Genomic DNA, 21,303 nt, shown 5'->3' with positions numbered 1-21,303 from the left:
GCCCGAATAATAATTCCGCCCATGGTACGATGTATAGTTGTAGATGATGAACCGCTGGCATTAGATATAATAACGGATTATGTATCTAAGGTGCCAGAATTGAAACTTGTAGGTAGCACTACCAATGCCATAGAAGCACTCACGTTGGTGCAAAATGGAGAAGTCGATCTGGTGTTTTTGGATGTGCAGATGCCTGAACTGACGGGTATACAGTTTCTGAAGATCATCAATGGCAAATGCGATGTCATTCTTACCACGGCCTACCCACAGTATGCCTTGGATGGTTATGAGCTCAATGTGGTCGACTATTTATTGAAACCGATTGCCTTTGACCGGTTTTATCGTTCGGTGCAGAAAGTACTTAATAATAAGCCACCCAAGGTACAACAGGCAACGGCGCAGCCCACGCAAAGCGAGGCTGTAGATTTTATTTTTGTTAAGACGGAACACAAAATTCAGCGGGTCGATCTCGATGACATTTTATATATTGAGGGATTAAAAGACTATATTTCCATTTATACACCCGATGAGCGTATCGTGACACTTCAGAACATGAAGAAAATGGAAGATATCCTACCCGTTAATCGTTTCGTGCGTGTCCACCGGTCGTATATCGTGGCGCTTGATAAAATAGCAAGTATAGAACGAGGGCGAATCTACATCAGAGATAAGATAATCCCTGTAGGTGATACATACCGTGATTCGTTTTATAAGTATATCGGCGATAAAAATGGCTGACGCATTCCGTGCGTTAGATTCGATTTTTATAACTTGCATATAAATACAATTTTATCTAAGTTTGCACCCCCGTTCGGGATGTAGCGTAGCCAGGTATCGCGCCAGCATGGGGTGCTGGAGGTCGTGGGTTCGAATCCCGCCATCCCGACCAATCCAAGAAGCTCTTGCCAAAGCAAGGGCTTTTGTTGTTTTTGGCGGTGCGCCTTGAACGATCAGCCGAGCGGTAGAAGAAGGAGTGAGGTGCGGCAAATCGACCATTCAGTTTGAAGATGGCTTTATCACGGCCAGTAAACATGGCCCTGGGTTTTTGATGGTAACAAATAATAATGTAGCTTTGAAGCAAGTTAATGTTCTTTAACCCCCAAAAATCACATCATTATGCAAACTACACAAACGGAAAACATTCAAGAGTATTGGAATAATTTTTTGACAGCAGTCGTCGAATGGGCGCCGAGATTAATATCTGCGGTTATTTCAGCGGTACTGATTTACCTGATCGGTTCGTGGCTCATCAAAGTGCTCAAGCGCTTCATAGCAAAGACTTTTGAACGCAGAAACTTGGATATTTCTCTTCAGCGGTTTCTCAACAATCTCATCAGCTGGGTGCTGAATATTCTGCTCTTTATCGTGGTGATCACCCAACTGGGTGTGCAAACTTCCGCATTCGTTGCTATCATCGGTGCAGCCGGTCTGGCTATTGGATTGGCATTGCAGGGGTCGTTGGCCAACTTCGCCGGCGGCGTACTGATATTGGTGTTGAAGCCGTTCCGAATCGGTGATTTCATTCAGTCTAGCTCCGGGGTATCAGGTACAGTCAAAGAAATCGATATTTTCAATACCAAATTGAATACTCCCCAGAACCAATTGGTGGTGGTGCCCAATGGCGATTTATCAAACAGTAGTATTACGAATTACACCCAATTGGGTACACGCCGGACCTGGTTTGATATCGGGGTGGCCTATTCCACTGATTTGAGGCAGGCAAAGGAGATTTTACTGGAGGTTGTAAAAAACAATGAATTTGCTTACGCTGATCCGGCGCCGCAGATTGTGGTGACTGAACTTGGAGACAGTGCGGTTAACCTTTCCGTACGGGTGAGCAGATGTGCTACGGTGGATTGAACGCCCATTCCAACAAATAGTTGCTTTTGTCAACTATTTGTTGGAGATTTGTCTGCATGGACGGAAAAATAAGCCAAATACGGTTGTTTAATAGGTTTTATACAGCGCAGCTTGGCATACCCAGTAACCGTTTTCTTGATAGCCCATACTCGCTTTCAGAGGTGCGCGTACTTTACGAAATTGGGGAACACGGTTGCATCACCGCTCACAGACTGAGTGAGTTACTTCAGTTGGATAAAGGATACCTCAGTAGAATACTTAAGTTATATAGACGTGATGGCATTATTGAGAAAAAGCCATCTGACGCGGATCGTAGGGCTTACGATATTCGGTTGACGGATAGGGGTAAAGCCCAGTTGGCCGAGCTCCAGCGTAAGCAAGACGAACAAATCAGGCGATTTATCGGCTCACTTCGTTCGGGTGAATGTGATCGGTTGATAAGTGCGATGCAGACGATAAAGCGGCTTGTGTCGATGGCGAGCGATAATAAGGCGCTCGGGGACCGTGTGACCTATCGTGCGGAGTTGTATCCGGGTGATATTGGTTACCTGATTCACTTACACGGGAAACTCTATGCTGAGGAGTCAGGTTATTCGCAAGCGTTTGAGTGCTACGTAGTCAAGACTTTTTACGAGTTTCTTGAACGCTATAAGCCTGATAAAGACAAAGTGTGGTTAGCGCTGTACGACGGTGAAATTGTTGGCTGCATCGCTATCGTGGATCGCCCGGGGAATGAAGCCCAGTTGCGTTGGTTTCTTGTTCATCCGGGGTTCCGCGGCGCAGGTATCGGTAGGAATTTGTTGGAGATGGCTTTAGCACACTGCAGGGAACGGCGATATACATGCGTATATTTATTGACAACGGACATTCAGCAACGGGCTATTGCCATGTATAAGTGCATGGGGTTCCGGCCAACGGCTGCTGTAGAGGTAGTGCAATGGGGTAAGGTGCTTCGCGAGGAGCGTTACGATTTGCTATTGGATTCATCCGAAGAGCGCTAACGTAATTTTGCCGATTCTTTTAGGTGTAACTTTTTAAAATAGTTGTTCTATTCGGAGATAAATAATACTTTTGCTCGGCTATTTTTTAACGGATGGTATGATGACAACGACGGGGTGTAGCGCAGCCCGGTAGCGCGCTTCGTTCGGGACGAAGAGGCCGTGGGTTCGAATCCCGCCACCCCGACTAACTAAAATGAAGCCCTTGCGAAAGCAGGGGTTTTTTTATGTAATAGGCCCGCCAAGCTTGCTTGAGCGGGCCTATTACATAAAAAAACCAAGGCACGGAGTGCCGGCTTCATGTTAGTTAGACGCCCCACCCCTTCACGGGATGGCTGCGGCAAACGAGCGCGGGGCAGCGGGATGCAGCCAATCCCGCCACCCCGACTAACTAAAATGAAACCCTTGCGAAAGCAGGGGCTTTTTCGTTTAAGGCGAACTAAAGCCCATTTGTGAGAGCCTGAAACGGCAAAAACGGCTGCGCGGTACAACCGGTACGACCTTTGCCCAAGAGTTAACTTCCTCCAGCAAGTTTTTTAAAAAACAAGTTTTTCATCCGGGGAAACGTAAACTTACAGCCAAGAACTTTACCATCGTGCGCCCTCACAAATTCAACAATACCTCCAAAAGCACCCTGAAAGGTATCCCTGCTCTGCGGGGTCAACGTCATGTCGGAGAGGTAGCCGGGTCGTATGACCAGCTGGCCTCCAATTAATTCAAAAGAGTAAGTGGTCGCTGCCTCATCGCTGTAATACTTGCCTGTATACTCAACCAGCTTTAACGTAGACTTGTCCCATGCTGGCTTGGGGTCTTCAACAGCGTTTGCTGGTACAACGGAAACCAGCGCAGGCCTCGTACGCTTCGGTGGGGCATTAAAATAAAGTTCGGCGATTTGCCTGGCTACCGGCCGGGAATAGATGTCGTTCGTATTGGCCAGAACAATTACTGCCAGGTCATCGTCCGGAAAAATTCCTACGTGTGCTTTAAAACCACCTGTGGCACCGGAGTGGCCGATTTCAAGGTGTCCCTTATGATCCGACACCATCAGGCCTGGCCCGAACGTCGTTCTGGTTCCATCATTGAGCTTTCCTGGGGTACTCATTTTTGCAACGATGTCCGCATCATCCTTGGGGTGAAGCAAGTGATTTGCCCAGATCGCCATATCCCGTGCATTGGAAATGATGCCGGTTCCGCCAACCAGACTTCCAAGTACGTACATCTTTTTCGGACCGTCCACGGTCCGGTCATAACTGTCTGCAACCCCTGGCAGGATCATCGACTGATCGTCCTGGACCGTACTTGCATTCATTCCAAGCGGATCGAATATATTTTCCTTCACAAACCTTGAGTACGACTTTCCTGACACCCGCTGTATGACCTCGGCGAGCAGCACGCAGCCCGTATTGCTATAATCGCAATTCTCACCTGGTATAAAATTCAGATCATGCTGCCGGGCAAGCATTTTAAAAAACATCTCTCTGGTATCGATCTCATATCTGGCCATACCGCGCAGAGCTGCATAATCACGCATACCACTGCTGTGCTCAGCAAGGTGACGAAGACTGATCTTGTATCCGAAATCGGGCACTTCAGGTACATACTTACGAATGTCATCATCCAGTTTTAACTTTCCCTGCTTTTCCAGCAGGAAAATGCAGTAGTTGGTAAAGGATTTAGTAACTGAGGCAACATGAAGGGGAGTAGTTGCCCGTAAAGGAATGCCGTGCTCAAGGTTGGCCATGCCGTAGCCTTTCTCAAAGAGCAACCGGCCACCGCTAACAACGGCCACCGACGCGCCGGGTGACTGGTTACTATCAAAGGCTGCCATCAATTCGTCAATCTTTCCTTCCGGCTGCACAGCTTTCGGGCTGACCCTGTCAAGAGTTAACTCATAACTGGCATGCTCTCGGTCAGTTGATTGCGCCTGAATTTCAAGTATATATATGCCTTTGCCGGAAGAGTAGAGTGCCGCGCTTTCAGGGCCGCTCGTGTAGTTAGGACTATCAAAATCACCGGCTATTTTGCCATTTGCGTCATAGGTGACTACTTTGACATCGACTCCTTTTTGTAGGATATTGAGGTGAGCGAACCGGTCCTTTTCCAGGGTGATTTGATAAAGATGCTTTTCTCCGGCGGAAATTTCTGCAGTCACAGTTTTCCCCTGAATCAGGATGCCCATTTGCCGCTGGGCAAAAAGCGGAAGACTCAGCGTTAAATTAAGCGCTACGCTCGACACGGTATTTAAACATTTTCCCATAGCCTAATCATTTGATGGCCAAAGATGAGTATACCGGTGCTGCAAAAATAGTACGGGATTAGCCATCCTGAATAGCGGATAAAAACCGCAAATGTTTAGGCAGCATGCCCGTACCTGCCTTGAATGATTTAATGAAATGACTTTGGTCAAAAAAGCCGCAGGCACAGGCGACGGAAGTCAGCGAGCTATTACCCGAAGCAATAAGTTCAACGGCGCGCTCGAGTTTGATTCGTCTCCTATAATCACCCAGACCACAACCAAAATACCGGTGAAAGCTTTTTGATATCGTGACCGGGTGTACGCCCGCAGCTTCAGACAGCTGCTGCAAGCTAAGTTCCTTGTCCCAATTGACATTCAGCAGGTCGCGAAGGATAACCACCCAGCTTGGCGGCGCAACTTTGCTTAGTTTGTTTCGATCTTGCAGGAGACTGAGTACCAGGAAGTCGATGTGGTCGGTGAAGCACGGATTAGCTTTTTGTAATTCATTGTAAAAACGAAGCATCATGAGCATGGCCCCCGGCGACCGGGCCATTTGCGTCACATGGCACTCGTTAAGATCGTATCTTCTCAGAAAAGCGGGTTCTATTTCCAGGTTGATATTTTTCCCGCTCGAAGTACCAAGACGGGTCTGATGCTGTTCGCCCGATTGTATATAGGGAAACCGTTCAGCGGCGGTTTGAAGCCCCGAGTGCCGTTTGCGCCCGACAACCATCGTTCCCTTAAGCACAAGGCTGAAATGAGCATTTTCATGCGCATGCAAGGGAGAGTGACTTTGACCGGAACGGTAATCCGTTATGCCGATAATCAAACCGCCGGCCGCAATGGATTTGCTTACAGATCCCAGATATTCGCCTTTTGTTAGATTCAACATTTGTCCTCCTCTCCGCGAAGTTACCCATTTTTAGTTATTTAGACGCTTCGGATGACTTGCAAAGATCGGCAATAAAATCATCCACCTGGTTTTCCGGTGTGGGCCATGAAGTGATAAGTAGCAGGGCAGCGTTGTTTTCATCTATTTTCTTCCATACGGAAAACGAATATTTCTTTTCTAACTCACTGATAACCGGTACGGGTGGTACAGAGAACAACTGGTTACTTTCCGGCAGATATAAAAAATCATACCCGCGATGGCAGCGGCAATCAGCGCTGCCTGTGCGTTACCTTGGGGCTGTCAGCCTGGTATAAAGATAATTTTTAAAAAGCGTCAGAAACTGTATTCCCAATAACCTGACTTTAGCTATAAGCGCGCCTTTTTGCTTGATGATGTAGTCCAAATGCAGGTCTGCTGATGGTCGGGGCACCACGATGGCCTCCCCGAGTATAGCCCCGCACTTTGTCCAGCCTGGCGCCGTCCAGAAGCAACAAGAGGTTTTTGTCGCGGCAATAATAATCCGATAAGTTATGTAATTCTGAGGCGCGGTAAAACGTACCCGGTTTCGGTAGAAATAGAAATACATGCCAAACGCGGCCTTACCACATGCGGACGCATGCTATGTGCAGCAATCACTGGCTTCGCGGTTCAGCTTCCCGTCCGGGGTGTCCAGTGCCAGCACCTTATGTCCGGTGCTGGCACTGATGATAGCTTCATGGGGTCTGAGGAGCCCCGAAATTACAATCAGGTTGGCTTGCGTTCCCCCGGCAAGTAATGCTTTCAGTCTATCTTTCCATACCTCAAACGGAGAATGAACGCGGTTCTTCCAACGTATTCGTCGGAATGAGAAGGCCGGAAGCAGGGGGGACGGTCGGCTGGGAGGGATAGGGATTATTCAGCTCGTCAAATTTTATAGGAGCGCACATGAAATGATGGTGGTTGACACAATCCGCCAGGATTAATTTAGAGGCAGCTCTGCGGCTCAATGCCGAACCACTCAACAAATCCTCTTCTAGAGCCATAGCGTTCAAGCATGAGATCAACGCTGAACCGGCGACCTGACTGCTATCTTGGAGGATAGCTCCTTGGCCCTGCCGCCCCAGCGGGCAATTTCGCGAAGCACGGGGGCCAGGCTCTTGCCAAATTCTGTTAAGGAATACTCTACCATCAAGGGAGGCTTGGTTGTATACACTTTTCTGTCGATAAGGCCGTCGGCTTCAAGCTGCTTAAGTTGTAAGCCCAGCGTACGTTCTGTGATCGTGGGCATCAGCTTTCTGAGCTCGTTGTAACGCTTGCTTCCATCAACAAGATAGATTAAAATCACCGCTTTCCATTTTCCTCCGATGAACCGCATCGTCACACTCGTGCGGCATGGGTACTCCTTGTCGTCTATAATATACATCATACTATCCTTTTTGACCGTTATTGCATAACCGGATAACACTACTTAGTTTTGCAACTATCAAATGTATAGTTTAAAATTAAACAACGCAACATAAACATGAGCAATTTTCTGAAAAAGATGCAACAGCGGTATACCGTAAAGCAATATAAGTCCGACGGTGAGCTGCCGCAGACCGTGCTTGACGAGCTGAAGGCAATCCTTCAACTTAGCCCGTCATCCATCAATAGCCAACCTTGGAAATTCACTTTCGTCACGGATAAGGAAACTAAAACGCGGCTGGCTCCATTCTCCTACCATAACAAGCAGCGTGTGCTGGATAGCAGCTGCGTCGTGGTATTTCAGGTGATAAAGGACGTGGCCGCTTTTGAACAGCAGATTAAGGATCATTTGCCTGAAGGAGCGGTTAACTACTATTACAATATGATCAAGCCCAGCGGTGATGAGGAGATCAGCCGGTGGCTGGTCAACCAGGTGTACATCGCGCTCGGCGTGTTGCTTTCGGCCTGCGCACAGATGGATATCGGCTCTACACCGATGGAGGGTATCGAGCCTGACAAATACGACGGTATCTTAGGTGACGACAAGTACAGAAGCCTCTTCGCTGTGGCGCTGGGCGTGCAAGACGAAAACGATACGAACCATCCCGACAGGAGACCTAAGTTACGCCTCGATCGTGAAAAAATTGTTCAGGACATCTGATCTTGGTTGTCTATTTAGGAATAAATTATCGATAAATCAAAAACGAGATGAATATGTCAGAAACATTAACAACGGCGGCTAAAGCCTTCGGTACACGGGAGGCCTCGGCTCCTTTACAGCCTTTGACCATTGAGCGTCGCACACCTACCCCACGTGATGTGGAGATAGATATTTTATATTGTGGGGTATGTCATTCCGACCTGCACACTGCCCGCAACGAGTGGCACGGAACGGTGTATCCCTGTGTCCCCGGGCATGAAATAATCGGAAGAGTCATCAGCGTCGGTGCGCATGTCGATAAGTTCAAAGTGGGCGATATGGTAGGTGTGGGCTGCATGGTAGATTCCTGCCAGGACTGTGAGCACTGTAAGCAAGGCCTGGAGCAGTATTGCGAAGCCGGAAACATCCAGACCTACAACTCGCCGGACAAGCATCTCAGCATACAGACATTCGGAGGATATTCGGAGCGCGTAGTGGTTGATGAGAATTTTGTGTTGCGTATACCCGAAAATCTGGACCCTGCCGCAGCAGCGCCGCTACTGTGTGCGGGCATTACCACCTACTCGCCATTACGTCATTGGAAGGTCGGCCCCGGCAAAAAGATCGGAGTCGTTGGAATCGGCGGATTGGGCCACATGGCTATCAAACTTGCCCACGCGATGGGCGCCCACGTTACCGTGTTTACAACGTCTGAAAGAAAGAAAGCAGACGCGCTGCGGTTAGGGGCGGACGAAGTGGTTCTGTCGACGGATATCGAACAGATGAAGCTATCGCGTAAGCTGGACTTTGTTTTAGACGCCGTGTCGGCAGATCACGATATCAATGCTTACCTGCATCATGTGAAGACAGATGGGACGTTAGCATTGGTCGGCGCTCCTGAGAAGCCGCTACCGGTAGCTGCATTCTCATTGATCCCGGGGAGAAAGAACTTCGCCGGTTCGATGATCGGCGGTATCGCCGAAACACAGGAGATGTTGGACTTCTGTGGCGAGCATCAGATTACCTCGGATGTGGAGATTATCAATATCCAGGAAATAAATCAAGCCTACGAGCGTATGTTAAAAGGCGATGTGAAATATCGCTTCGTTATCGATATGATGTCACTGAAAGATGCTTAAATCCAAGAGAAAGCTCCTCGGGAAGGCTGTTTGCTTAGACAGACCCCTACCAAGGTTACGCTGGATAAAGGCGTATCCATTGAAACGGTGAACCACATGATCGGACACGGCGATCGCCCGGGCAACGCAGCTTTGTTTTAAAGTCAAAGTCAAAAAAGTAGCCTTTTAGTGTTCACTTTTTGCTGACGATTTATGTAATTGTGATCGGAATTTTTTAGTTTTGGGTGTGGCTAATTAGGGGAAGATTGCCATATCATTCCCTTGGCGGAGGAACATTTGGAAAAGCTCAGGAATACGGACGAACAATGATATTGAAGGAAAGGAACGGCTATAGCTACCTGAAATACCTGCTTACCGGGGTCTTTTCAGCCTTGCTGGCTATGGGGTATGCACAAGAAAAGGAGGAACAGCAGGAAGATATACGGCAATCCAGTGAGCGGCGGGACGAAAGGCAACCTACGCTTATGGACTCCATCGATGTTGTACGTGATTACCGGCCGATGCTGGCCGATGCCGTAAAGATCCGCCGGAGTCCCGATATGCGTATCGACCGGGAAGCGCTTGAGGTCGAGCTGCGCCAGATCGCCGCGGCCACGTATTTTGCAAAGAATGAATTCAAACAAGCTTATTACGGTAGGTTGCTGGAACGGCATCCGGACGCTTCACGCAGCAATATCGATAATTACCGGATCGGTTTCCTGGCCTACCAAGCAGGCGAATACGAAAGAGCAACCGCTATTCTGGAGAAGTTGGCGGCTTCGGATGCCTTTTATCAGAGCTCGATAATCGCTTTAGGCCATATTGCCCTGGAAACCGGTGATAAGCAACGTGCACGGAGTGCATTTGTCAAAGCGTCCAGACTGGATTTTGATCAGGCGTTGAAAGCGGATGGGCTGTTTAACTATGCCAAAATCTTATATGAATTGGATTCCGCCCAGATAGCCCTGAAAGTCGCCCAGGAATATATCGCTCAGCAATATGGGGATAGTAATCCGGATGCAAGTAACACAGAGAATCCGGAAACACTGTTGGCGGAGATCTTGTTGGGCACGAGCAATTTTCACGCAGCGGTAAATATGCTGGAATCGTTCAACAACAGGGAGCGGAAAGCCGATATGGCTTATCAAAAGGTAACGTATTACCGCGGACTGGAGTTTTATAACGAGCGCGCTTTCGAAAACAGCATATCCATGTTCATGCGATCGGAAAAATTTCCGATCGATGCGGAAATGGCGGCATTGGCCACGTATTGGAAAGCGGAGGCGATGTATGAGGTGCGCAAGTACAGGGAGGCGGTGGAAAACTTTTCCCGGTTCCTCCAGTTGCCCGCAGCGCGAAACACCGATGTATACAGTTATGCGAACTATGCCTTGGCTTATGCGGCGTTCCGCAGCAACAGCTTTGGCGTGGCTGCCGATTATTTTGAACGTTTTTTGGCTAGCGAGGGAAGTTCGATGGAGGAAGATGTACGTCATGACGTCATCGCACGTTTGGGCGATTCGTATTTGTCCATGCGCGATTACGGCCGAGCCAACCAATATTATGACCAGCTGATCAACAGCGAGGCTCCCAATGAGGACTATGCGTTGTTCCAGCGCGGTATTATCCATGGATTGCAGGGCGACAATGAAACCAAGCTCAGCACCCTGCGATCCGTTGCTGAACAATTCCCGGGTTCGAACTATGCAGATGACGTGGCCTTTGAGATTCCATACACGTATTTCACTGCCGGGGATTACGAGACGGCCATCGAAGGGCTGCAGCAGATGATCGAACAATACCCCCGCAGCAGCTATGTCCCACGGGCGTTGATGACCATCGGGCTTGTCCAGTACAATAAAGACGACACCGAAGCAGCGAAAGCCACCTTCCAGAAGGTGGTGGAGGAACATGCCACAACCGACGAGGCACGGCAAGCGATGCGTTCCATTGAAAACATCTACCTGGATCAGGGGGATGCTTCGAGTTATATTAATTACGCGACCAGCACCAATATCGGTGATCTGAGTGCCGCAGAGCAGGATAACCTGGCTTTCCAGGCGGCCCATTCCTTGTTTGCCAGAGGGCAATACGGACCGGCTGTGGAAGCAATCAATGCATATTTTGATAAATTTCCGAAGCCCATACAGGAAAAGCATGCCCGTTATATCCGCGGGGTGAGCTTGTACCGTACCGGGTACCCGAAGGAAGCGCTGCACGACTTGAACATTATCCTGAACGACTGGACGAGCCAATATACGGAGAACACCTTGTTGACCGTGGCCGCGTTATACTTGAGCTTAGAGGAATACAACGAGGCCATCGTTCACCTCAAAAAACTGGAGCTCACTTCTGAGCATAAAGAAAACTATGGCTACGCGATAACTAACCTGATGATTTGTTATTTCCAAATCGGTGACTTGGAGCAGGTGGCCAAGTATGCGAAGTTGATAAAGAATTACGATCGGTCATCTGAGGAGGACATTGCCAAGGCACACTTGTACGGTGCGCGGGCCATGCTGCGGCAAGGAAAAGTGGAGCCCGCCATGAAGGAACTGAATCTGGCGGCGCTGAAGAGCCAAACGGCAGTCGGCGCAGAGGCAAGGTACCGCGTGGGGCAACTGCAGTACGAAAACAAGGAATACGACAAAGCCCAGGAAACGGCGTTTGATGTAATCAACAATATGGGGTCACATGACTATTGGGTGGCCAAGAGCTTCATCCTGCTTGCGGATGCCTATGCAGGCAAAGGCGATGACTTCCAGGCGAAGAGCACGTTGGCAAGTGTGATCGAAAATTATGAAGAAGAAGATGACGTCGTCCCTTCCGCGAAAGAGCGTTTACAGAAATTGACCAAAAAGTAGCGGGAGTTTTTTAGCTGCGATCATGCCAAAATCAATGCACAATAGGTATTCAATATCTGCGAATGCTGGGGATTTATTTTAAGGTTCACAAGATAAAACCAACCTTATGAACCTTAAAAATGAAGCACATCGTAATGATTTCGGATCGAAACGCCGTTCCTGAGACTACGGTCGAGGTATTCGCCACGGGTGCGACAAAGCTTGCGCCTGGTAGGCAGTTGTTAGCTAAAGCCAAATATTAAAGGAAATATGAAGGTGACAACGATTGTCCATAAACAGTAAATAGGCAGGTAAAAGGAGATGGCATTTCCAATTTGAGCTACATTGGCCTTCTTGGAAAGCACCCTGAAAAGCTGCACGGCTACGGATAGGAGGTTCGCTAAAATCAGAACGTTGGCACCTAAGACCGCAGCTCTATTCGGCGTAATTCCCCATTCCGAAATCCGGAACAAAATAGCAGAAAGCGCAATGCCATTCACAATGATGGTTGTAATTGCCAATAAAAAGAGGATCCATAGTTCAGCACGGCTTTTAGTCATCCCCGATGTTTCTGCGATAGAAAAGAAAATGATAGCCATAACGCCAACCAGGAGCACATTGAAAATGAGCAAAAATTCTCGGTCATTATAGGGGTTTTTGCCTGAATAAATGATGGCAATAAGATAGGCGATTTGCATTGCCAAGACTATCGGGCTGAACAGTTTAGCAATTACGGGGGAAACCTTACTGACCAGCTGTGGGTTAGTTTGTGTGAGATGAGTTGCCACAATCGGGGCAGCGGCAAGCCCGACAACTCCGATATGCTGAAAATAAAATTGCTCTATATGGAAGCCTATCAGGGAGAAGAGTCCGATGGTTATGCCGGTCAGGACGACACCGGCTATAACGATCAGCGTAGTCATGACGATCAGGTCGCCGTTATATTTTAAAAAGCCAAGCCGTTTTTCATTGTCATTCTCTTTTTTTCCGACAAAAGCTAACCCAAGTAAGGACCATAGCAATAGGGGTAGGTGAAGACACGCTAACGTTAAGGTGTCGCTCTTGTTTACATCAGGAAAGGAATTGATGAAAACCAAACTTGCAATGCTCGCACCTGCGAGGAACAGAATGCTGCCCCGCGATGGCTTATTTTTGCATGCAAAATACGTCGTTAACAACGGAAAAATGACAAAGCCGATGTTTCTGGAATAAAAAAACTCTTCATCTATTGCTAGAATGGCTGGCAACTTAGCGATAATTCCGGCAAGCAAAGAGGCCGTTATGACGAATAGAAGCTCGCTGTTTGTGCCTCGATTAATCTCTTCGTTTTCGTAGTTCAATCTTTCGTTCCAGTAATCAGCAAGTGTATTGCCTTTCAGCTGCGGAAGCAGTGCATTGAACGCCTGTTTAAATGAAGACTTATTGGCCCTATACAACTTCTCAAGTTGCCGGGGGTCGTTCAGATGGGTCAGTATTTCGTCTTTCATGAGTTTATCTTATTAAGCATTTTTTAATTTGGATGTTGTTTGAGTAGCGTCTTAATTCCACCAAGTGCCATCCAGTCCCAAAACGGTGCCGAGCCAGAGCACGATGACATAAACCACCAAGCTCAATAGATTCGCTGATAGCTTTTTCCAGCCACCCCGGTAGCGCATGGGGTTCATAACGTAATAAAATATACCGCCCATTGCGCCGGCAGAAGGAACGATCAGGAGCGGCCGGACCATCCATAGCTTTCCCCAATCCGGATTTGGATCGCCAGCGGCAAACAAGAAAAGCGAAATCAGGATTAGCGCAATACCTGCGCCCCATAACATACATTTAGCTAACGCGGTAGCACGAATTGGCTGTGTTGTTAATTTTTTTTGCTGTACCATGAGAAAATTATAATTTTTAAATGTCGAGCTTCGTTGTGAATTAAAAGTGCTTTGCTTTTCAAAGTCAGTAGGTAAAAAAATACGCGGTGCTGTTTCTGTGTTTATTACTTCTGTGATTTGATGAGTTGTTCTAATGCTCTTAAGTGATTATCGAAAGCTTTTTTGCCTTCTTTGGTTATGAAATATTTTGTGTTTGGTTTTCTCCCGACAAATGATTTTTCCAGGCTTATAAAGGCCTCTTTTTCCAGTGCTTTGAGATGACTCGCCAAATTGCCGTCGGTCACTCCCAGAAATTCTTTCAGTGAATTAAAATCAAGCGTATCATTGACCGCTAAGGCCGACATGATGCCCAGTCTGATTCTGCTTTCGAACGCTTTATATAATCCGTCGATTGATACTTTCACTGTTCGTACTTGTAATGAATGTAAATGCCGTAAATGATGTGAAGTACCCCAAAACCTATCGCCCAGCATAGCAGTCCAGTACCGGTGAAGTATGCGCCGATCAGACCAAGTCCAATCTCGATAAGACCCAATACTCGAACTTCTCCATAGGTGAATTTGCCTGCGTTATACAACGCTAAGCCATAGAATAGAAGCGTGAATGGTGCAATCAAGTCAAGTAAGGCCTTCGAGATTAGTATGAAGGTCAGCACTCCGCCTGTTACGAGCGGAATGGCCATGTTTACCAGTAATCGTCTCGAGGTAGGATTCCACAATTTTTCGTTCCGCTTATTTGCTTTATTGTAAGAAAAGAAAATAGCCGTTCCTATCGCCAGTATCAGCACAGATAGCGCCAGGCTGAAAACGTTCGTGAAATTGTCCGGCCAACTTCCTGGCGTTGTCGAGGTATACGCTGTTTCCCCGGGATTGAAATGGAAAAGTTTATGTGCAATGTAGACACCTATGATTGCATAAATGCCGGCCATGACACCCGCCCAACCAGAAAGTGACAGAAATTTTGAGGAGCGCTCCATCATGGAGCGGATCTCCGCGATATCCCGAATATAGTCCTTTTCCTTTTCCATTTAAAAGTACTTTTTTTTTCAAAGTTAAATAGAATTTTTAAATTTGCAAGGACTCATAAAATTTATTTATGAAATCACCGTGGCATGGAAGATAAAACTGAGGGGATAGCAAGGCAGGGAAAGCTTACAACGTATTTTGTGAGCAAAGATTCTATAGTCCGCAGAATTTGGGGAAACGGCGATACCATTCTACTGATTTTTGCAGGGGCATCAGCAGAGTTTGCTCTGAACAAGGCGGTTGACTGGCTTTATTTCACGGGACGTCTTCCTTCCGAGCCACTTAAGCGGCTGTTCTCGACAGTTTCCTATGCGCGTCAGATTGTATTTGCTGAGCAGGAGAATGCGATGTGTGCCATCGATAAAATTTCTGCCATCCATAAGGAGGTGGAAGATAAACGTGGCCAAAATATTCCAGATTGGGCTTATCGAGATGTATTGTCAATGTTGATCGATTATTCAATTCGATCGTATGAACTGTTGGAAAGAAAGTTAAGCATAAGCGAAAAAGAAGAGATATACCATGTGTTTAAACGGGTCGGTGCGCGCATGCGACTTAAGGAATTGCCAGCTGATTACGACCATTGGTTACTTATGAGGGCATCAGGCTTGCACGAAAACATGACGAATGGTCCGTTCACCGGTGATCTTTACCGACAATACCGGCGGCATTTGGGCTGGTTTAGGTTTCTCATTTTAAAGCACGTCCAAACAATTTTGGTTCCAGAAAAAGTAAATGAATTGCTGAGCCTCCGGAAAAGTCCTTTTGCAACTGCGATGCTGGGTATATATAAATTCAGCGGGGTCATTGGGGTAAAATCATGGCTTAAAAATGCAATATTACCGTCAGCTTACAGAAAGGAGGTTAACGCGCTGGATGGCTATTCTCACAGATCGTCGTAAAACGCTAACAGGAGTGTACGTTATATTTCGCCGGATTATCCAGCATCGGGTGGTTGGTTGCTGATGTTCAAGCAACAACGCATTAGTGCATGAGCCAATGTAACAGCAAAATTTATTGGATATTACTGGTATTTGTAGTAGGTTAGCGTCCCATGCGAGTAACGAATAGTTTAATAACGATTAATGTCTTTTTTATCTTGATATCCTATTGCTTTTTTAGTTGTTCAGGCGAGGGGAGAGGTGACGAGGATCCAAGAAAACCGTCCTTTGTCCCGATCGTGGGTATCGATTTTTATGAAGTGCGGCGTTCGTTTGACAACGGACTGGCTTACGATTCTATCGGTTTTGTGCAAGAACCGGAATGGCATATCAAATTTACCCGTGAAGATGCTGTTCAGATTTATGTGCCGGGAAGCGATTCGTCCTTCAATTTTCAGATTACGCATGATCATGACTCCTTTTTCCATTTCGCGCGCGAGAGCTGGAAGGTAATTGATCTGCATCCGGACAGCATGATGCTCCAGCGCCTCAGTCTCGATGGCTTAAAGGTAAATAAGATTCGTTCGAACGTATACATGCGCTTTTATTCCAAGGACTACCTCAACCAACTGGCTACGCCCTTGGCCGAGCTACGTAAACCACGTAAGTACGACAGTCTATTTGTACGGAAGATGGTACAACGAGCCAACAACAATCCAGCCAATGTGGATAGTTCATTCTCTTCTAAGAATTGTCCTAAGCTGGTGAGCAAAAGCCCATTGTTGGAAATCAAGCGCAGGCGGTACGATAGCCTTGAAGTGATGGGGCGATCGCCGGCTTATGCGTATCTATATCCGGAATACGATATTGTTATCCACAGAGCATATAAAGATTTCGACTATACGTTCTCGATGTTGGTCGGTCCCGATGGAAAGCTTCGTTTGGGTAAATTTTTTGTCATGCCTGAATTTGAAGAATCACGAAGGCGAGTATTGTCTGGTATCATCGATGTGTATCTTCAAAACCTTTTGGATGTCACGCCGGCTACCACGTTGGGCCTGCCGCATAATAGTGTGGTTTACCTCAGGGTGCAGGGAAAGGCATCATAAACGATAGAGAGATTATGCATACGATTAAGTATGGGATACTTTTTGCATTAGCCATCTTTTTGTGGGTGGTGATTGAATGGTTGGTAGGCCTCCACGATCGGTATATCCGCTACCACGAGTATTTGTCTTATTTTTTTGCTGTACCGTCGGTTTATATCCTGTACCGTGGAATACGGGGCGGTGCAGACCAACCTAATGGCCGGTTGAGTTTTCGGAGGGTATTTGCAAAAGGGTTGGGTATCAGTTTGGTGGCCACATGTTTATGTCCCCTGGTATGGTATGTGTACTGTGTGGTGATAAATCCTGCCTTTTTAGAACATATGACACGATTTTCAATTGAGGTCAAGGAGGTAGACAGTCATCTGGCCAGCGAGCGTTTTTCGCTGCCTGTTTACTTGTCTACAACTACCGTCTCCACGGCATTGACCAATGTCATTACATGCTTCGTCATTGCTGTCGTTGTCGCAGAACGGAAAAGATAAAAACAAAGTTTGCCTTATTCTCGTTTCCTTTAGAAGCGCGGTGTCTTCCGTATTTATATTTACATAAGATTCCGTATTTTTAGGGCCATAAATTAGATTAAGATGTTTGATAAACTGTTGGAAGCCCGGCAGAAAGCCGAGGAGATCAAAAAACGATTGGATAATATCATCGTGAGGGGAGAAGCTGAAGGGGGACTTATTAAAATAACTGCAACGGCGAATAAGGAAGTTACGGAAGTGAGTATTGATCAGGTATTTCTATCCAATGCGAATAAGGAAGAGCTGGAAGAGCTGCTTGCCGTAGCCATGAACCATGCAATGCGGCAAGCTGATAACATCAGCCAGACGGAAATGCAAGCCGCGACCAAGGATATGCTGGGCGGACTTGGCGGATTGTTTGGCCAATCGTAGTACATTTTATTGAATTTATAATCGAGAATAGCCATGAAAGCAATTTATTACGGACATTCCAGTGTAGCACTTCATTTGGAGGGGGCGACGGCATTGTTCGATCCCTTTATCAGTCCTAATCCAAATGCGCGCCACATTGACATTAACAGTCTGAAACCCGACTATATTATCCTAAGCCATGCTCACGACGACCACGTAGCCGATGTGGCGGCTATACAGAAAAACAGCGGGGCCAAAGTGTTGGCGGTAGTGGAAACAGCTATGTGGGCCAGCCGTCAGGATATTCCGGAGTCGGATATTGTTCCGTTCAATTTTGGCGGCACCGTCCAGACCACGTTTGGAAGCGTCAAGATGGTGTATGCTTTACATACAAACATCGCCCCCGACGGGCAGTATGCGGGCGTTCCGGCGGGGTATGTGCTGCAGAGCGGTGGAAAGAAAATATATTTTGCGGGGGATACGGGATTAACTATGGAGATGAAACTGCTGGCACATGTAGGACTTGACTGGGCCTTTTTGCCAATAGGAGGACACTTTACCATGGATGTAGACGACGCCATCATAGCCAGTCAGTTTATTAACTGTAAAAATATCATCGGTATTCACTACGATACATTTCCGCCTATTACCATTGATAGGGAGGCAGCCAAGCAGAAATTCGCGGATGCAGGTCTCAATCTGCACCTATTGGCAATTGGCGATGAGCTCGTATTATAGGTCCCTTACCGGCGGTACCTATGTGCGTTGCGCTTGCGGCGGGTAAGGTGGTTGTACAAAGAAGGCTGTCCACACTGTGTATTTTCAGCCTTCTTCGTTTTAAGATATCTTTCGTGCTTATCGAACAGACTTATTGATGTGATACTGCACTAAGTCATCTATCGGTGAACGTACGATTCTGCCCACCTTCATGCCGTATTGGATAGCTGTCTCCTCCAGTACATTTCGGAAATTGTATCCAACGGAGCCGATACAATTAAATGTGTAGCTTTGATAATCGGGGTAGCGAGACACCAGATTGCGGAAAAAGTCATCAAAGGATACTTGTACGATGCCGCGCGAATAGTTGATATTCACCGTAACATCATACACAAATTTACTGAAACTGGCACAAAAACGGTTGGCTAATGGTTTGGTATATACGGCATCCATGACATCATCGGGGGTTAATTTATAGGTTTCCCAAAAAATTTCCCGGACGTCTTCGGGCATATACCCTCGGATGTAATCAGTAAGCAATTTTTTGCCGATATAACAACCACTGCCTTCATCGCCTAAAATGTAAGCTGCCGAATCGATATTATGGATGATTTCCTCGCCATTGTATACACAGGTATTGGTACCTGTACCCAAGATAGCCGCAAATCCCGCTTTATCACCGAGCAGCGCCCGGGCAGCGGCCAACAGATCATGCCCGACAAACACATGAGAATTAACGAACACTTGTTTAAGTGCTTCGACGACAACGCTGGCCTTTTCTTCGTTGTGTACGCCAGCGCCATAGTAATTTACTTCGGCGATTTGGTCATACGGCAAGTCTTTAGGGAGGCCCTTTTTTAGTGAATTTACAATATACTCACTATTTACAAAATACGGGTTATAGCCTTCAGTGTTGAAATACACCTTTTTTCCAGCGTTATCCAGCAAGCACCAATTGGTTTTGGTTGATCCTCCGTCTGCAATAATAATCATTTGTTGGGTCTTAGTTTGTTGGTGTTTTAGTTAATGATATCCATCCAAATTATATGCGCCGAAAATACAGTTTTCCCCGAAAAAAAAAACATTATCGCCCCGCTTATTTGAAAATCTTTTTCCGCCCGCCTGCAGCTGCCTTACTAATGGCCACCCTCTGTATTGATGTTTTCAATGTCGTGTCCTTGTTTTTTGAGGATATCCGAGACTTTCCAGGCAAAGAATGCAAGATACGCGAAGCACACCACCGGTACCCAATATGATAAGTGGATATCATGTAAAACGTCGGCAATGCTTCCCTGCAAAGGAGGGATTATAGCACCGCCTAAAATCATCATGATAAGCAACGCCGAGCCTTGGCTGGTATATTTTCCCAGGCCGGTAATACTTAGCGCAAAAATACTTGGCCACATGATGGAGCAGACGAGCCCTCCGCTGATGAAGGCAAATATTCCTATTTCTCCGTCAGTATACAGCCCAATCAGCATGGCTACTACCCCCAATATGCCCAACGCCATCAATAATTTGGCTGGTTTTGCCTGCGCCCAGAAATTAGCCCCTATCATCACAGCAATGCAGACCGCGTAGATGTATAAATCAGACACATCGCGACCGCTGATACGGTTTACAGCCAAAATTACCCCAAACGCCAGATAAGGAACGGCTACACTCAACAACATACGCATGCGCTTGCTCATTTTAAAAACGGTGACCGCTCCCATCCAACGGCCAATCATTAAACTTCCCCAGTAAAGGGAAATGAAATGCGAAATTTGGGATTCATCGTATCCGCCAAATTCGGGTGTTTTTAATAAAGCGCCTAAATTGCTTTGTATGGTTACTTCCACGCCTACGTAAACGAAAATTGCCAGCATGCCTAACGTAAGCTGAGGATATTTCATTGCACCCCAGCCACTACCATCCTTTTGTGCGGCACTGTTCGAAAAGAATAATATTATCACCACCGATAATAGCGCTATGATAAGCAATGCTAAAGTGCTGTTATGTCCGAAGTGTTCAGGAAGCGTGAAGCCGATAATTATCAGTGCCAATAGCGACACGGTAATGGCCAACAAAGCTCTGGTGAGTTTACTGCTGTGTTCGGGCTCTTCATCAGAAGTAACCCTGGGCATATCCTTGATGGCAAAAAATGCGGCGACCAACAAGAATACACCGGCCAATATGATATATAAAATATTAATCGAGCTGATGGGCGCATTAGCCACCTGTTCAGGTGTTGCTACGACGGTACCAAACAGGATCAGTGTAATAATGATAGGGCCGATCGTGGTGCCAAACGAATTAATCCCACCAGCTAAACTTAAGCGGTGCGCTCCGGTAGCTGGATCGCCCAATGCAACAGCAAACGGATTTGCTGCGGTCTGTTGCAGGGAAAATCCCAAAGCAATCACAAAAAACGCCATCAATATGAAGATATATTGCGAGCTATTTACTGCTGGAATCATGCATACTGCGCCAATCACCGATATCAATAATCCATAAATGATACCCTTTTTATAGCCGATTCTATTCAGGAAATCGTATCCTACACGGCTTGAGTAAAGATATAACAACAGGGAGCCAATGTAATAGGCACCGTAAAACGATGAATCGATTAACTGAGACTCGAATTGGGTAAGATCGAAATGTGATTTACAGAACGGAATAAATACGCCGTTGGCTCCAGCCAAAAATCCCCAAAAGAAAAATACCATCGTCAACGAATACAGTGCTGACGCATAGCTTTTATTGGATGCAGTAGTCATATCAAATACAGGTAAACCAAAAAATTTTGACTA

At 46.8% G+C, this 21,303-nt stretch carries 21 protein-coding genes and 2 tRNA genes; 13 read left to right on the top strand and 10 right to left on the bottom strand.

Going from position 1 to position 21,303, the window contains the following annotated elements; translation table 11 throughout:
* Window positions 1–21: 21 nt before the first annotated feature.
* The 5 genes from B5X72_RS07700 to B5X72_RS07680 all read left to right on the top strand — a co-directional run bounded on the left by B5X72_RS07700 (window position 22) and on the right by B5X72_RS07680 (window position 3,045).
* The gene (locus B5X72_RS07700; protein WP_079716251.1) at window positions 22–738 is read left to right on the top strand and encodes a LytR/AlgR family response regulator transcription factor; all 717 of its coding nucleotides are present in this window, start codon (window positions 22–24) and stop codon (window positions 736–738) included.
* Window positions 739–812: 74 nt separating this feature from the next.
* Window positions 813–889: transfer RNA gene (locus B5X72_RS07695), tRNA-Pro, on the top strand.
* Window positions 890–1,116: 227 nt separating this feature from the next.
* Window positions 1,117–1,860, top strand: a complete 744-nt coding sequence (locus B5X72_RS07690) for a mechanosensitive ion channel family protein (RefSeq protein ID WP_079716250.1) — start codon at window positions 1,117–1,119, stop codon at window positions 1,858–1,860.
* A gap of 83 nt (window positions 1,861–1,943) precedes the next feature.
* Window positions 1,944–2,861 (top strand): bifunctional helix-turn-helix transcriptional regulator/GNAT family N-acetyltransferase, encoded by a 918-nt coding sequence (locus B5X72_RS07685; RefSeq protein ID WP_217698111.1) that lies wholly within the window; start codon window positions 1,944–1,946, stop codon window positions 2,859–2,861.
* 110 nt (window positions 2,862–2,971) lie between these two features.
* Window positions 2,972–3,045, top strand: a tRNA-Pro gene (locus B5X72_RS07680).
* Window positions 3,046–3,372: 327 nt separating this feature from the next.
* On the opposite strand, the gene B5X72_RS07675 is transcribed toward B5X72_RS07680, so the two are convergent.
* The 4 genes from B5X72_RS07675 to B5X72_RS07655 form a co-directional block, all read right to left on the bottom strand.
* The gene (locus tag B5X72_RS07675; RefSeq protein WP_079716248.1) at window positions 3,373–5,115 is read right to left on the bottom strand and encodes a serine hydrolase domain-containing protein; all 1,743 of its coding nucleotides are present in this window, start codon (window positions 5,113–5,115) and stop codon (window positions 3,373–3,375) included.
* A gap of 58 nt (window positions 5,116–5,173) precedes the next feature.
* Window positions 5,174–5,986 (bottom strand): helix-turn-helix domain-containing protein, encoded by an 813-nt coding sequence (locus tag B5X72_RS07670; protein WP_079716247.1) that lies wholly within the window; start codon window positions 5,984–5,986, stop codon window positions 5,174–5,176.
* A gap of 800 nt (window positions 5,987–6,786) precedes the next feature.
* Entirely contained in the window at window positions 6,787–7,008 is a 222-nt protein-coding gene (locus tag B5X72_RS20540) for a hypothetical protein (RefSeq protein ID WP_139378589.1), read from the bottom strand.
* A gap of 17 nt (window positions 7,009–7,025) precedes the next feature.
* Window positions 7,026–7,391 (bottom strand): winged helix-turn-helix transcriptional regulator, encoded by a 366-nt coding sequence (locus B5X72_RS07655; protein ID WP_233632497.1) that lies wholly within the window; start codon window positions 7,389–7,391, stop codon window positions 7,026–7,028.
* A 96-nt stretch (window positions 7,392–7,487) separates the two neighbouring features.
* Here B5X72_RS07655 and B5X72_RS07650 point away from each other — a divergent pair, with 96 nt between their 5' ends.
* The 3 genes from B5X72_RS07650 to B5X72_RS07640 all read left to right on the top strand — a co-directional run bounded on the left by B5X72_RS07650 (window position 7,488) and on the right by B5X72_RS07640 (window position 12,051).
* Window positions 7,488–8,090 carry a nitroreductase family protein gene (locus B5X72_RS07650; protein ID WP_217698110.1) on the top strand — a complete coding sequence of 201 codons (603 nt, stop codon included), beginning with the start codon at window positions 7,488–7,490 and terminating at the stop codon, window positions 8,088–8,090.
* 53 nt (window positions 8,091–8,143) lie between these two features.
* On the top strand, window positions 8,144–9,208 hold the full coding sequence (locus B5X72_RS07645) for an NAD(P)-dependent alcohol dehydrogenase (RefSeq protein ID WP_079716535.1): 1,065 nt from the start codon (window positions 8,144–8,146) through the stop codon (window positions 9,206–9,208).
* 305 nt (window positions 9,209–9,513) lie between these two features.
* A complete protein-coding gene (locus B5X72_RS07640; protein ID WP_079716243.1) occupies window positions 9,514–12,051 on the top strand; it encodes a tetratricopeptide repeat protein in 2,538 nt (845 codons plus the stop codon).
* Window positions 12,052–12,272: 221 nt separating this feature from the next.
* On the opposite strand, the gene B5X72_RS07635 is transcribed toward B5X72_RS07640, so the two are convergent.
* From B5X72_RS07635 to B5X72_RS07620, 4 genes are all read right to left on the bottom strand, one after another.
* Window positions 12,273–13,517 (bottom strand): hypothetical protein, encoded by a 1,245-nt coding sequence (locus B5X72_RS07635; protein WP_079716242.1) that lies wholly within the window; start codon window positions 13,515–13,517, stop codon window positions 12,273–12,275.
* Window positions 13,518–13,568: 51 nt separating this feature from the next.
* Window positions 13,569–13,847, bottom strand: a complete 279-nt coding sequence (locus tag B5X72_RS07630; protein WP_200120255.1) for a hypothetical protein — start codon at window positions 13,845–13,847, stop codon at window positions 13,569–13,571.
* A gap of 164 nt (window positions 13,848–14,011) precedes the next feature.
* Window positions 14,012–14,311 carry a winged helix-turn-helix domain-containing protein gene (locus B5X72_RS07625; protein WP_079716240.1) on the bottom strand — a complete coding sequence of 100 codons (300 nt, stop codon included), beginning with the start codon at window positions 14,309–14,311 and terminating at the stop codon, window positions 14,012–14,014.
* Entirely contained in the window at window positions 14,308–14,934 is a 627-nt protein-coding gene (locus tag B5X72_RS07620) for a hypothetical protein (RefSeq protein WP_079716239.1), read from the bottom strand. The genes B5X72_RS07625 and B5X72_RS07620 overlap by 4 nt, the downstream gene beginning before the upstream one ends.
* An 84-nt stretch (window positions 14,935–15,018) precedes the next feature.
* On the opposite strand from B5X72_RS07620, the gene B5X72_RS07615 reads away from it, so the two are divergent.
* From B5X72_RS07615 to B5X72_RS07595, 5 genes are all read left to right on the top strand, one after another.
* Window positions 15,019–15,834 carry an oxygenase MpaB family protein gene (locus B5X72_RS07615; RefSeq protein WP_079716238.1) on the top strand — a complete coding sequence of 272 codons (816 nt, stop codon included), beginning with the start codon at window positions 15,019–15,021 and terminating at the stop codon, window positions 15,832–15,834.
* Between the two features lie 152 nt (window positions 15,835–15,986).
* On the top strand, window positions 15,987–16,922 hold the full coding sequence (locus tag B5X72_RS07610) for a hypothetical protein (RefSeq protein ID WP_139378588.1): 936 nt from the start codon (window positions 15,987–15,989) through the stop codon (window positions 16,920–16,922).
* Window positions 16,923–16,936: 14 nt separating this feature from the next.
* Window positions 16,937–17,404 carry a DUF4199 domain-containing protein gene (locus B5X72_RS07605; protein ID WP_079716236.1) on the top strand — a complete coding sequence of 156 codons (468 nt, stop codon included), beginning with the start codon at window positions 16,937–16,939 and terminating at the stop codon, window positions 17,402–17,404.
* A 102-nt stretch (window positions 17,405–17,506) separates the two neighbouring features.
* A complete protein-coding gene (locus tag B5X72_RS07600; RefSeq protein ID WP_079716235.1) occupies window positions 17,507–17,815 on the top strand; it encodes a YbaB/EbfC family nucleoid-associated protein in 309 nt (102 codons plus the stop codon).
* 33 nt (window positions 17,816–17,848) lie between these two features.
* Window positions 17,849–18,532, top strand: coding sequence for a metal-dependent hydrolase (locus B5X72_RS07595; RefSeq protein ID WP_079716233.1), 684 nt, complete (start codon window positions 17,849–17,851; stop codon window positions 18,530–18,532).
* A gap of 117 nt (window positions 18,533–18,649) precedes the next feature.
* Here B5X72_RS07595 and B5X72_RS07590 read toward each other — a convergent pair whose 3' ends face one another.
* Window positions 18,650–19,504, bottom strand: a complete 855-nt coding sequence (locus B5X72_RS07590) for an N-acetylglucosamine kinase (protein ID WP_079716231.1) — start codon at window positions 19,502–19,504, stop codon at window positions 18,650–18,652.
* A 143-nt stretch (window positions 19,505–19,647) separates the two neighbouring features.
* The gene (locus B5X72_RS07585; protein ID WP_079716230.1) at window positions 19,648–21,270 is read right to left on the bottom strand and encodes an MFS transporter; all 1,623 of its coding nucleotides are present in this window, start codon (window positions 21,268–21,270) and stop codon (window positions 19,648–19,650) included.
* Window positions 21,271–21,303 lie beyond the last annotated feature (33 nt).

It is taken from the genome of Parapedobacter luteus (assembly GCF_900168055.1).
In the GTDB taxonomy this organism is placed as follows: domain Bacteria; phylum Bacteroidota; class Bacteroidia; order Sphingobacteriales; family Sphingobacteriaceae; genus Parapedobacter; species Parapedobacter luteus.
The sequence above is the reverse complement of the archived record's forward strand: the minus strand, read 5'-3'. Positions and strand labels throughout refer to the sequence as shown.

Excerpts from the sequence above, each read along its gene's own strand:
- B5X72_RS07700 (WP_079716251.1), top strand. The coding sequence starts at position 22 with ATGGTACGATGTATAGTTGTAGATGATGAACCGCTGGCATTAGATATA.
- B5X72_RS07690 (WP_079716250.1), top strand. The coding sequence starts at position 1,117 with ATGCAAACTACACAAACGGAAAACATTCAAGAGTATTGGAATAATTTT.
- B5X72_RS07675 (WP_079716248.1), bottom strand. The coding sequence starts at position 5,115 with ATGGGAAAATGTTTAAATACCGTGTCGAGCGTAGCGCTTAATTTAACG.
- B5X72_RS07670 (WP_079716247.1), bottom strand. The coding sequence starts at position 5,986 with ATGTTGAATCTAACAAAAGGCGAATATCTGGGATCTGTAAGCAAATCC.
- B5X72_RS20540 (WP_139378589.1), bottom strand. The coding sequence starts at position 7,008 with ATGGCTCTAGAAGAGGATTTGTTGAGTGGTTCGGCATTGAGCCGCAGA.
- B5X72_RS07655 (WP_233632497.1), bottom strand. The coding sequence starts at position 7,391 with ATGATGTATATTATAGACGACAAGGAGTACCCATGCCGCACGAGTGTG.
- B5X72_RS07650 (WP_217698110.1), top strand. The coding sequence starts at position 7,488 with ATGAGCAATTTTCTGAAAAAGATGCAACAGCGGTATACCGTAAAGCAA.
- B5X72_RS07645 (WP_079716535.1), top strand. The coding sequence starts at position 8,144 with ATGTCAGAAACATTAACAACGGCGGCTAAAGCCTTCGGTACACGGGAG.
- B5X72_RS07640 (WP_079716243.1), top strand. The coding sequence starts at position 9,514 with ATGATATTGAAGGAAAGGAACGGCTATAGCTACCTGAAATACCTGCTT.
- B5X72_RS07635 (WP_079716242.1), bottom strand. The coding sequence starts at position 13,517 with ATGAAAGACGAAATACTGACCCATCTGAACGACCCCCGGCAACTTGAG.
- B5X72_RS07630 (WP_200120255.1), bottom strand. The coding sequence starts at position 13,847 with ATGTTATGGGGCGCAGGTATTGCGCTAATCCTGATTTCGCTTTTCTTG.
- B5X72_RS07620 (WP_079716239.1), bottom strand. The coding sequence starts at position 14,934 with ATGGAAAAGGAAAAGGACTATATTCGGGATATCGCGGAGATCCGCTCC.
- B5X72_RS07615 (WP_079716238.1), top strand. The coding sequence starts at position 15,019 with ATGGAAGATAAAACTGAGGGGATAGCAAGGCAGGGAAAGCTTACAACG.
- B5X72_RS07610 (WP_139378588.1), top strand. The coding sequence starts at position 15,987 with ATGCGAGTAACGAATAGTTTAATAACGATTAATGTCTTTTTTATCTTG.
- B5X72_RS07605 (WP_079716236.1), top strand. The coding sequence starts at position 16,937 with ATGCATACGATTAAGTATGGGATACTTTTTGCATTAGCCATCTTTTTG.
- B5X72_RS07600 (WP_079716235.1), top strand. The coding sequence starts at position 17,507 with ATGTTTGATAAACTGTTGGAAGCCCGGCAGAAAGCCGAGGAGATCAAA.
- B5X72_RS07595 (WP_079716233.1), top strand. The coding sequence starts at position 17,849 with ATGAAAGCAATTTATTACGGACATTCCAGTGTAGCACTTCATTTGGAG.
- B5X72_RS07590 (WP_079716231.1), bottom strand. The coding sequence starts at position 19,504 with ATGATTATTATTGCAGACGGAGGATCAACCAAAACCAATTGGTGCTTG.
- B5X72_RS07585 (WP_079716230.1), bottom strand. The coding sequence starts at position 21,270 with ATGACTACTGCATCCAATAAAAGCTATGCGTCAGCACTGTATTCGTTG.